We start from the raw sequence: 10,070 nt of genomic DNA on the forward strand, positions 1-10,070 counted from the left end.
AGACCGTCACCTCGATGCCCTGCTCACCCGCGGCCAGGGGCCGCGCGCGGGTGAAGGTGCCCCATCCGGCGTCGAACACGGCGACGCCGCCGGGCGGCAGGGCGGTGACGTTCAGGCCGCTGACCGGCACCTCGGCGCGCGCGCCGTCGTCAGCCGGGGCCCAGCTCACCGAACCCTCCAGGAAGATCTGCGCCAGCCGCCCGACGGCGCGCTGCCCTGAGCCTGAAGGGTCGGACCCGATCACGACCGAGCGTTCGCGGCCCGGGGACGCCGACTTGAGGAGCCTGCCGTCGTCGACACTCGCTCCGAGGGCGGCGCCCGAGTTGTTGATGTCGAAGTAGTCGCCGTTGACCGCGGCGATCGCGCCGCGTGCGGCCGCCATCTGCGAGACCGTCGCGTTCCCGGCCACGTGCTCCGGGCCCACGTAGCCCACCTGCACCTTGCCCTTCGGGACGACGCCGTCGGCGCCCGGGGCGCCGAGGTCCGCGACGAGCACCTCGCCGCTGAGCCAGCCGTTCTCCCCCAGCCGGGCGAACCGGGTGAGCTCCAGACCGGGCGCGATCCGGCGCTCCTCGCGGCGCGTGACGATCGCCGCGCCGTCGTCGTCGAGGGCCAGCGGGGTGACTTCTCCGGACTTCTCGGCCGACGTGCCGAAGGCGAGCGGAGCGTTCGCGAAGGGGACCGGAGCGCTCAGCGCGGCGGCGTCGCGTGGCACGTCCTCGGGGGCCGGGAGCGGCGCCGCGAACGCGGTGCCGCTCGGCGCGGCGAGAAATGCCGCAGTAACTGTGCAGGTCAGCGCTTTGGTGACAATTCCTCGCGGCCTTTTTGGGCGCGCCGATGACATGTCTGGTCGCATGCTCGTTCCTTCTGGGGAATCGGGGGGAGCGGTCTGCGGCAGGCTTGCGCGGCGAGGTTATGACCCAACGACCAATGTGTGAATATCACCCGAATCGCAACGTTGTTCACTGAACGCGAAACATGGGCGAGTTCGGGTGACACTACGATGCCTTCGTGGCAAACACGTCCCCGGCCTTCGACCAGCGTCCTGCCCGTGTGCGCACGGACTGGGGCATCTCAGGTGCTCTCGCCCTCACCGCCACCGATGCGCGCTCGTCGCTCGTGGTCGTCGTGGACGTGCTCTCCTTCTCGACCACGGTCACCGTCGCCTGCGAACAGGGCGCCGGCGTGTACCCGTTCCCGTACCACGACCCTGCCGGGGCCGCCCGGCTGGCGCGCACCATGCGCGCGGCCCTCGCCGGCCCGCGGTGGGAGGACGGCATCAGCATCTCGCCCGCGTCGCTGCAGGACCTCGACGCCGAGCGCCTCGTCATCCCGTCCCCGAGCGCCGCCCAGATCTGCCACACCATCGCGAACCGCGGCGCCCTGATCGTCGCGGGCAGCCTGCGCAACGCGAAGGCCGTCGCCGGCCTCGCGGCCGCGCACCTGGACGCGTCCGAGCGACACGACGTGGTGCTCGTGCCGGTGGGCGAGCGCTGGCCCGACGACACGCTGCGCCCCGCGCTCGAGGACTACCTGGCCGTGGGCTCCATCGCCTCGCGGCTCACCGCGATGCTGCCCGACGTGAGCATCTCCCCCGAGACCGAGGCCACGGTCACGCTGTGGAAGGGCACCAAGGACATCGCCGACTCCGTGGGCGGCACGGCGAGCGGCCGCGAGCTGCTCGACTCCGGGTTCGCCGACGACGTCACGATCGCCACCGAGGTGGACGCCACCGACGTCGTGCCGGTGCTGATGGACGGCGCGTTCGTCCCGCTGGGGCACCGCGTGGCCGCGGCCCGCGGCCGCAGGAACGTGGGTGCGGGCGCGCGCTGAGGGTCCGCTTCTCCGCCAGGCCCGCTATCTCGGCGTGAGGTAGGGCTCCAGGGCGCGCACGATCTGCACGTCGCCGGGCAGCCAGGGCACGTCGTCGAGCTCGGCCGCCGTCAGCCAGCGCAGCTCGTCGTGATCCTGGAGCGGTTCCGGGGTGCCGCGCTCGGACAGCGCGAACCACACCCGCATCCGGTGCCGGGCCGTGATCGGCCATGCGCCGTCGGCAGGTCCGAGCACCTCGGTGCCCACGGCGACCCGTACGCCGAGCTCCTCGGTGAGCTCCCGGCGCAGCGCGTCGAGCGGCGTCTCACCGGGCTCCACCTTGCCGCCGGGAAGCTCCCAGCGGCCGGCGAGGGACTCCGGCGCGGACCGTCGGGCGGCGAGCAGCCGGGTCGGGCGGTCCAGGTGGTCCACGATCGCGGCGGCCACCACGTCGATGAGGGTCTCCTGCATGCGGAGCAGTCTCCCACCGGCCGGATGGTGGCGGCCCTGCGGCTCACCACCACCCGGACACAGCACGACGACGGCGCCTCTGGGGAATGGCGCCGTCGTCGGAGAGCTGCGTGCGTCAGGCTACGATCTCGAACTCGTTCGCCTTGGCGATCGCCTCCGCGCGCGAGGACACGCCGAGCTTGCGGTACACGCTGCGGACCTGCGTCTTCACCGTGTTGCGGGTGACGTACAGGCGTCGAGCGATCTGCTCGAGAGTGGCGTCCTCGGTGAGGTTCGCCAGGATCACCCGCTCACGACGAGTGAGGCTGGGGAGACGGTGGTCAAGGGTCATCGCGGTCATGGTCGTTTTCCTCCACACAGCGGCCGGTTCTGGGGTTCCGGCCTACGGTTGCTGCTATGAGAAGGACCTGGCGGACGCAGATTCATGACGCGGTTCTGCAAGAACTTCTTGACCGTTATCCATCCGAGACCAAAACCGCCCCCCGAAGCGCATGAAAGTGCACGTCGGAGGGCGGTTTCGCCCGAAGGACCAGCCGGCCCGGGATCGGTCAGCTCCCGGTGTGCTCCGCGTACTGGGCCGCGGAGAGCAGCTCGCCCGCGCCAGTCACCTCGACCTTGAAGAGCCAGCCCTTGCCGTACGGGTCCTGGTTGACGATCTCCGGGTTGTCCACGGCCTCCGAATTCACCTCGGTGACGGTGCCGCTCACCGGGGAGTAGAGCTCGGACACGGACTTGGTGGACTCGATCTCGCCCACCACGGAGCCCGCCTCGATCGTGGCGCCCACCTCGGGCAGCTCCAGGTAGACGACGTCGCCGAGCGCCTCGGCCGCGACGTCGGTCACGCCGATGACGGCAGGGGTGGACTGGTCCAGCCACTCGTGCTCGGTCGTGTACTTCAGGTTCTCGGGGAAGTCAGCCATGACAGCTCCTTGCGTGTAGGTCAGTTCTGGGGACGACGGTAGAACGGCATGGGCACGACCACGAACGGTTCGGCCCGGCCGCGCACGTCGACGGCGAGCTCGGTGCCCTCGGCCGACACCTCGGGCGTCACGTACGCCATCGCGATCGGGTAGCCGAGCGTGGGCGACGGCGCGCCGGACGTCACGCGGCCCACGACGGCGCCCACCTCGGTGCCGACGCCGCGCTGCACCACCTCGTAGTCGGCGCGGGCGGGACGCCGCCCCTCGCCACGCAGCCCGACGAGCACGCGCGCGGGCGCCGACTCCTTGCGGGCGGCCAGGGCCTCCCGGCCCACGAACGGGATCGGCGTGCCGTCCTCGGTCGCCTTGTCGAGCCGCACCACGCGGCCCATCCCCGCCTCGAACGGCGTCGTGGTGGTGTCTAGCTCGTGGCCGTAGAGCGGCATGCCGGCCTCGAGGCGCAGCGAGTCGCGGGCCGAGAGCCCGGCCGGGACCAGCCCGAGGGGCTCGCCGGCGGCGAGGAACGCGCGCCACAGCGCGACCGCCTTGTCGGCGGAGACCCAGATCTCGAACCCGTCCTCGCCCGTGTACCCGGTGCGGCCCACGAGCACGGGCTCGCCCTCGAAGCGCATGCCCATGCACGCGTAGTACTTGAGGTCGGCGAACGCGGTGCCGCCCGAGATCTCGGCGTCCTCCACCAGGCCCGCGGTGGCGAGCATGATCTCCTCGGCCCGCGGACCCTGCACGGCGATCAGCGCCTGGCCGGGCTGGACGTCCTTGAGCACCACGTCGAACCCGGCGGTGCGCTCCCGGAGCTTTGCCAGCACCAGCTCGGCGTTGGACGCGTTGGCGATGACCGAGTACTCGCCGGGCGCGTTGTGGTAGACGATCAGGTCGTCCAGCACGCTGCCGTCCTCGGCGCAGATCATCGAGTAGCGCGCGCCCATCTCGCGGACCTTCGAGATGTACCCGACCAGCGCGTGGTCGAGGAACGCCGCGGCGTCCGGCCCGGTCACGCTGATGTCGCCCATGTGCGACAGGTCGAACAGGCCCGCGGCCTCGCGCACCGCGCGGTGCTCGGCCAGGTCGGACGTGTAGCGCAGCGGCATGAGCCAGCCGCCGAACGGCGTCATCGACGCTCCGAGCGCCACGTGCTCGTCGTGGAGCGGGGTCTTGCGGTCCTCACCCATGGATCAATCCTCTCGTCGGCGACGCGCCAGACGTGCAGGTCACCCGGGTGACCTGCACGTCCGACACGGGCGGCGTGTTCTGACAGGTCACTCGGCGAAGGCCTCGACCGGCGGGCACGAGCACACCAGGTTGCGGTCGCCCTTGGCGCCGTCGATGCGGCGCACCGGCGGCCAGTACTTGTTCCCGCGGAGCGACGCCACGGGGAACGCGGCCAGCTCGCGCGAGTAGGGCTTGTCCCACTCGTCCGTCATGACCGACGCCGCGGTGTGCGGCGCACCGCGCAGCGGCGAGGTCTCGGCGGTCCAGCGGCCGGCCGCGACGGCGTCGATCTCACCGCGGATGGCGATCATCGCGTCGACGAACCGGTCGAGCTCCGCCAGGTCCTCCGACTCCGTGGGCTCCACCATGAGCGTGCCCGGCACCGGGAACGCGAGCGTCGGAGCGTGGAAGCCGTAGTCCATGAGGCGCTTGGAGACGTCCTCCGCGGTCACGCCGGTCTCGGCGGTGATCTTGCGCAGGTCGAGGATGCACTCGTGCGCCACCAGGCCGTTCGGGCCGGTGTAGAGCACGGGGAAGTGCGGGTCGAGCCGGCTCGCCACGTAGTTGGCGGTGAGGACGGCGGCCTTGGTCGCCTCGGTCAGCCCGTCCGGGCCCATCAGGGCCACGTAGGCGTACGAGATCGGCAGGATGCCGGCGGAGCCGTAGCGCGTCGAGGCCACGGGGATGCCCGCCGCGCCGGCGTCGCCCTGCCCGAGACCCGGCGTCGGGTCGCCCGGGAGGAAGGGCACGAGGTGCTCGGCCACCGCGACCGGGCCCACGCCCGGGCCGCCGCCGCCGTGCGGGATGCAGAACGTCTTGTGCAGGTTCAGGTGCGAGACGTCGCCGCCGAACTCGCCCGGCTTGGCGAGGCCCACCAGCGCGTTCAGGTTGGCGCCGTCGATGTACACCTGGCCGCCGGCGTCGTGCACCAGGTCGCAGACCTCGCGCACGTGCTCCTCGTACACGCCGTGCGTGGACGGGTAGGTGATCATGATCCCCGCGACCTGGGGGCCGTGCTGGTCGAGCTTGGCGCGCAGGTCGTCGAGCAGGATCTCACCGTCGTCGGCGGTGGCCACGACCACGACACGCAGGCCCGCGAGCGCCGCCGACGCCGCGTTGGTGCCGTGCGCGGAGGCCGGGATCAGCACGATGTCGCGGCTCTCCTCGCCGCGCGAGGCGTGGTAGCCCTTGATGGCGAGCAGGCCGGCGAACTCGCCCTGGCTGCCGGCGTTCGGCTGCACGGAGACGGCGGCGTAGCCGGTGATCTCGGCGAGCTGGGCCTCGAGCGCGGTGACGAGCTCGGTGTAGCCCTGCGTCTGGTCGGCGGGGGCGTACGGGTGGATGTCCGCGAAGCCGGGCCACGAGATGGCCTCCATCTCGGCGGTCGCGTTGAGCTTCATGGTGCAGGAGCCCAGCGGGATCATGGTGCGGTCGAGCGCCAGGTCCTTGTCCGAGAGCTTGCGCAGGTAGCGCAGCATGGAAGTCTCGGAACGGTGCTGGTGGAAGATCGGGTGCTCCAGGAACGCGGTCGTCCGGGTCACTTCCGCAGGCAGCGCGGACGACGTCGCCGGGACGGTCGCCTCGGCCGGGCGGCCGGCGAGCACGGCGAGCACGTTCGCGATGTCCTGTGCCGTGGTGGTCTCGTCGGTGCTGATCTGCACGTGGTCGGCGTCCGGCACGAACAGGTTGTACCCGGCGTCGGCCGCGGCGCGGGCCATCTCGCGGGCCCTGCCCGGGACCACGGCGCGGACCGTGTCGAAGAAGACGTCGTGCTCGACCTCGACGCCGGCGCCACGGAGGCCCCCGGCGAGGGACATGGCGTGCCCGTGGACGCGGTGCGCGATCGCCTTGAGCCCCTCGGGGCCGTGGTAGACCGCGTACATGCTGGCGACGATGGCCAGCAGCGCCTGGGCGGTGCAGATGTTGCTCGTGGCCTTCTCGCGGCGGATGTGCTGCTCGCGGGTGGCCAGCGCGAGGCGGTAGCCGGCGGCGCCGTCGACGTCGATCGAGACGCCGACCAGGCGGCCCGGGAGCTGCCGCTCCAGGCCCTTCTTCACGGCCATGTACGCGGCGTGCGGGCCGCCGTAGAAGAGCGGGACGCCGAAGCGCTGTGCGGAGCCCACGGAGATGTCGGCACCGAGCTCACCGGGGCTGACCAGGAGCGTCAGGGCGAGCAGGTCGGTGGCGACGGTGACGAGCGCGCCGGCCTCCTTGGCCTCGGCGACGACAGCGCGGGCGTCGATCACCCGGCCGGACGCCCCGGCCTGCTGCAGCACGACGCCGACCAGCTGGCCGGCCGGCAGCTCGGCGGGCAGGCCTGCCCGGAGGCCGTTCGAGAGGTCCGCGACGACGACCGGGAGGCCGATCGCCTCGGCTCGGCCTCGCGCCACGGCGAGCGACTGACCGAACAGGTCGGCGTCGAGGACGACGTAGCCCTCCTTGGCGCGCGAGGCGCGCCACATCAGCGCGACGGCCTCGGCCACGGCGCTGGCCTCGTCGAGCAGGGAGGCGTTCGCGATCTCGAGGCCCGTGAGGTCCTCGACCGCGGTCTGGAAGTTGAGCAGGGCCTCCAGGCGGCCCTGGCTGATCTCCGGCTGGTACGGCGTGTAGGCCGTGTACCAGGCGGGCGACTCGAGCACGTTGCGGCGGATGACGGCGGGCGTGTGCGTGCCGTAGAAGCCCTGCCCGATCATCTGGGTCTTGACCTGGTTCTTGCCCGCGAGCTCGCGCAGGTGGGCGAGCACCTCGGCCTCGGTGCGGGCGGCGGGCAGGTCCAGCGGCGCCTGGGTGCGGATCGCCTTGGGGACGGCCCGGTCGACAAGGGTGTCCATAGTGTCGATGCCGAGCTGGTCCAGCATGGTGCGAACCTCGCGGCCGCGCGGGCCGAGATGCCGATCGGCGAAGACATCGGGGTCGAAGACGTCGGAATTGTGGGGCGTGCTCACGGCGGGCTCCTGGCTGTCCGAGGGCGTGGGGACGACTGCGGTCCCTCCCCGCTCTGTCATCGGACTCCTGCCCGCTCGCGGGCACGCGTCGACCTGAGAGTTTTGCCGGTCCGTCGTGTTCCCTCCCGGACGTCGGGGAGGAGGGCGGGACGCGCCGGCTTGCACCGTCGGTGGAGCCCCGCACCGGTTGCCCGGTGTCGGAAGCTCGCTTTCCAGAGTTGCCTCACCGCGGCGGTACGGGGGCCTGAGAGATTCCCGGGGAGGAACTTGCTCCTTCGGCGCCGGTTCGCGCGGCGTCTGGACGACGACGGCGCGGGGCCGGACTCTCCCGCCGCGGTTCTGGCGGCACGGTCCTGGTCGGCTGAGCGAGCCAGGGCCGTTGAAGATGTTCAGTTATGCGGACATCGTAGCCGCCGCTACCCCAGGTCGATCTCGCGGGCCGCGAGGACCATCTCGTCCACCACCGCGCGGACGATCGGGCCGGGCTCGTGCCGGTTCTGGCGGTGCCGCACCACCAGCCGGCGCGAGCCGAGCCCGGCGAGCGACACGACGACGACGTTGTCCGGCACCTCACGCTGGAGGGCCAGCGCGGGCAGCATCGCGACGCCCTGGCCTGCCGCGACCAGCGAGATGGCGGTGTCGAAGTCGTTGTACGCGTGACGGGTCTCGAACGTGGTGCCGAGCTGGGCGGCCAGCCGGCTCAGCGCACGCTCGGCCGCCGACTCCGCCTGCGGGCCCACCCAGGCGAGCGCGGCGAGGTCGTCGAGCCGTTCCGGCTCGGGCAGGCTGGTGGGCACCACGATGCGCCACGGCTCGTCGAGCAGCGGCACGTCGTGCGCGCCGCGCGGCGCCGGGGCATCGACGGCCACGTCACGCTCCAGCACCACGGCGTCCAGGTCACCGGCCCGCAGCCGGCGCACGGACTCGATGGGGTCGTACTCCTGCACGTCGACCTCGATGTGCGGGTGCCGCTCGACGAGCGAGACGAGCATGGGCGCGATGACGGTACGGATCGCCGTCTGGATGGACCCGATCGAGATCCGGCCCGTGAGCTCGCCCTCCAGGGCGGCCACGGCCTGCCGGGCCTGGACCAGCTCTGCCTCGATGCGCTCGGCCGCCTCGGCGAGCACCCGGCCGGCGGGCGTGAGGGTCACGCCGCGGGGCCCGCGGTCCAGCACGTCGATGCCCTCCTCGGCCTCCAGCCGGGCGATCTGCTGCGACACCGCCGACGGCGTCACGTGCAGCAGGTCGGCCGCCGCGAGCACCCCGCCGGCACGGTGCACGGCAAGGAGGAAAGCGAGTCTTCGCGGGTCAGTGGCCATGTAGCGATGCTACATCCCGGAGTCACAAACATTCGATTGTGCTGAAGGCGCAAGTGACTCATGATTGACCCTGGCAGCAGCCGGACCCAGCTCCTCCCGGACCGCCGACCACCCCTTCCCCCTTGGACGCCGCATCTCGGCCTCCGCCACTTCCTCGAATCGTTTCGAGCAGTTGCCCCAGGAGTTTCATCATGTCCCTCATGCTGGTCGTCACCGTCCTCGGCTGGGTTGGCGCTATCGCCGGCCTCGTGGCCTATGCCATGGTCAGCCGCGGGCGCTGGAGCGCCGACTCCCTCGCGTTCCAGGGGACCAACATGCTGGCCGCCGTGACCCTGCTCAGCGTGGCCGCCGCCAACGGCATCTGGCCGTCCGCCGCGTCGAACATGGCCGCCCTCCTGATCGGCGTGAACGCGGTGTTCACCGTGGTGCGCGGCAAGAAGCGCGCCGCCAAGGAGCGTGTCGCCAGGGAGGCGGCCGCGCTGCGGGCCGTCGAGGACACCGTTTCCGACGTGGCCGCCGACCACGTCCCGGACCACCTCGTCGACCACGCGCCCGCGCCGCGTCCCGCGGTCAGCTACCGCGCGTACGCCGAGGCCGCCTGACGCACCGCGTCAGCCCGCCCCGCGGGATCCGGTGTCTCCCCCCAGATCCGGCGGGGCACGTCTGTTTCCGTCGAACGTAGGCTTCGTCGCTCTCTGCGCGCTCGGGCACCGAGGAACCCTACGTTCGACGGCGACAGCGCCGGATATGTGGTGCGCTGGCACCATGACCCCGCGTATCCGACAGGTGGTGCTCGACACCACGGACGCCCGCGCTCTCGCCGAGTTCTACCGGGAGCTGTTCGGGCTCACGTACCGCCCCGGCGACGAGCCTCCGCCGGAGAGCAAACCCGACCAGAACGGCGGCGACTGGCTGGTGCTGCGCAACGACGACGGCGTGCAGCTCGCGTTCCAGCAGGTCGACGACCTGCCGAGGTCCACCTGGCCCGAGTCCGGCATCCCGCAGCAGCTCCACCTCGACACCACGGTTCCGGACGTCGAGGCGCTGGTCGCGGCCCGCGACCACGCCCTCGCGCTCGGCGCGACGCTGCTCCATGACCGGTCCGACGACCCGGAGGAGCCGCTCTACGTGTTCGGCGACCCGATGGGTCACCCGTTCTGCGTCTTCGTGGGCTGACGGCGGGGAGGCTGACGGCGGGCGCGGCTAGAAGGCCACGTCCACGACCAGTGCGCGGTGGTCCGATACGCCGGTGTCCACGACCCGCCCGACGGCGGCGGGACCAGGGGCGCCGGCCGCGGCGTCGGCCCGGCCGCCCGCGTCGTCGTCCAGCAGCACGTGGTCGATCTGGAACCGCGGGTCGTGGCGCGGGA

General features: G+C 72.1%; 9 protein-coding genes, 1 pseudogene and 1 riboswitch. Of the genes and pseudogenes, 3 read left to right on the forward strand and 7 right to left on the reverse strand.

What is annotated here, in order from left to right; all coding sequences use genetic code 11:
- Nucleotides 1–856: pseudogene (locus tag PROKR_RS37140) on the reverse strand (hypothetical protein); the annotation flags it as partial.
- 155 nt (nt 857–1,011) lie between these two features.
- On the opposite strand from PROKR_RS37140, the gene PROKR_RS00165 reads away from it, so the two are divergent.
- Nucleotides 1,012–1,833: a 2-phosphosulfolactate phosphatase gene (locus tag PROKR_RS00165; protein WP_084800165.1), complete on the forward strand. Its 822-nt coding sequence runs from the start codon at nt 1,012–1,014 to the stop codon at nt 1,831–1,833.
- Nucleotides 1,834–1,857: 24 nt separating this feature from the next.
- Here PROKR_RS00165 and PROKR_RS00170 read toward each other — a convergent pair whose 3' ends face one another.
- From PROKR_RS00170 to PROKR_RS00195, 6 genes are all read right to left on the reverse strand, one after another.
- Nucleotides 1,858–2,283 carry a (deoxy)nucleoside triphosphate pyrophosphohydrolase gene (locus tag PROKR_RS00170; protein WP_036958697.1) on the reverse strand — a complete coding sequence of 142 codons (426 nt, stop codon included), beginning with the start codon at nt 2,281–2,283 and terminating at the stop codon, nt 1,858–1,860.
- Nucleotides 2,284–2,398: 115 nt separating this feature from the next.
- Nucleotides 2,399–2,623 (reverse strand): helix-turn-helix domain-containing protein, encoded by a 225-nt coding sequence (locus tag PROKR_RS00175; RefSeq protein ID WP_026365353.1) that lies wholly within the window; start codon nt 2,621–2,623, stop codon nt 2,399–2,401.
- A gap of 208 nt (nt 2,624–2,831) precedes the next feature.
- Nucleotides 2,832–3,203, reverse strand: coding sequence for a glycine cleavage system protein GcvH (gcvH, locus tag PROKR_RS00180; RefSeq protein ID WP_020013591.1), 372 nt, complete (start codon nt 3,201–3,203; stop codon nt 2,832–2,834).
- Nucleotides 3,204–3,223: 20 nt separating this feature from the next.
- Nucleotides 3,224–4,393, reverse strand: coding sequence for a glycine cleavage system aminomethyltransferase GcvT (gcvT, locus tag PROKR_RS00185; RefSeq protein ID WP_036958710.1), 1,170 nt, complete (start codon nt 4,391–4,393; stop codon nt 3,224–3,226).
- Between the two features lie 87 nt (nt 4,394–4,480).
- Nucleotides 4,481–7,438: an aminomethyl-transferring glycine dehydrogenase gene (gcvP, locus tag PROKR_RS00190; RefSeq protein ID WP_425414842.1), complete on the reverse strand. Its 2,958-nt coding sequence runs from the start codon at nt 7,436–7,438 to the stop codon at nt 4,481–4,483.
- Nucleotides 7,439–7,600: 162 nt separating this feature from the next.
- Nucleotides 7,601–7,719, reverse strand: a riboswitch (glycine riboswitch).
- A 75-nt stretch (nt 7,720–7,794) separates the two neighbouring features.
- The gene (locus PROKR_RS00195; RefSeq protein WP_036958714.1) at nt 7,795–8,700 is read right to left on the reverse strand and encodes a LysR family transcriptional regulator; all 906 of its coding nucleotides are present in this window, start codon (nt 8,698–8,700) and stop codon (nt 7,795–7,797) included.
- A gap of 191 nt (nt 8,701–8,891) precedes the next feature.
- Here PROKR_RS00195 and PROKR_RS00200 point away from each other — a divergent pair, with 191 nt between their 5' ends.
- Nucleotides 8,892–9,302: a CBU_0592 family membrane protein gene (locus PROKR_RS00200; RefSeq protein WP_157601777.1), complete on the forward strand. Its 411-nt coding sequence runs from the start codon at nt 8,892–8,894 to the stop codon at nt 9,300–9,302.
- A 163-nt stretch (nt 9,303–9,465) separates the two neighbouring features.
- Entirely contained in the window at nt 9,466–9,876 is a 411-nt protein-coding gene (locus PROKR_RS00205) for a VOC family protein (RefSeq protein WP_036958716.1), read from the forward strand.
- Nucleotides 9,877–10,070 lie beyond the last annotated feature (194 nt).

It is taken from the genome of Promicromonospora kroppenstedtii DSM 19349 (genome assembly GCF_000515355.1).
Classification (GTDB): Bacteria; Actinomycetota; Actinomycetes; order Actinomycetales; family Cellulomonadaceae; genus Promicromonospora; species Promicromonospora kroppenstedtii.

Excerpts from the sequence above, each read along its gene's own strand:
- PROKR_RS00170 (WP_036958697.1), bottom strand. The coding sequence starts at position 2,283 with ATGCAGGAGACCCTCATCGACGTGGTGGCCGCCGCGATCGTGGACCAC.
- PROKR_RS00175 (WP_026365353.1), bottom strand. The coding sequence starts at position 2,623 with ATGACCGCGATGACCCTTGACCACCGTCTCCCCAGCCTCACTCGTCGT.
- gcvH (WP_020013591.1), bottom strand. The coding sequence starts at position 3,203 with ATGGCTGACTTCCCCGAGAACCTGAAGTACACGACCGAGCACGAGTGG.
- gcvT (WP_036958710.1), bottom strand. The coding sequence starts at position 4,393 with ATGGGTGAGGACCGCAAGACCCCGCTCCACGACGAGCACGTGGCGCTC.
- gcvP (WP_425414842.1), bottom strand. The coding sequence starts at position 7,438 with ATGACAGAGCGGGGAGGGACCGCAGTCGTCCCCACGCCCTCGGACAGC.
- PROKR_RS00195 (WP_036958714.1), bottom strand. The coding sequence starts at position 8,700 with ATGGCCACTGACCCGCGAAGACTCGCTTTCCTCCTTGCCGTGCACCGT.
- PROKR_RS00200 (WP_157601777.1), top strand. The coding sequence starts at position 8,892 with ATGTCCCTCATGCTGGTCGTCACCGTCCTCGGCTGGGTTGGCGCTATC.
- PROKR_RS00205 (WP_036958716.1), top strand. The coding sequence starts at position 9,466 with ATGACCCCGCGTATCCGACAGGTGGTGCTCGACACCACGGACGCCCGC.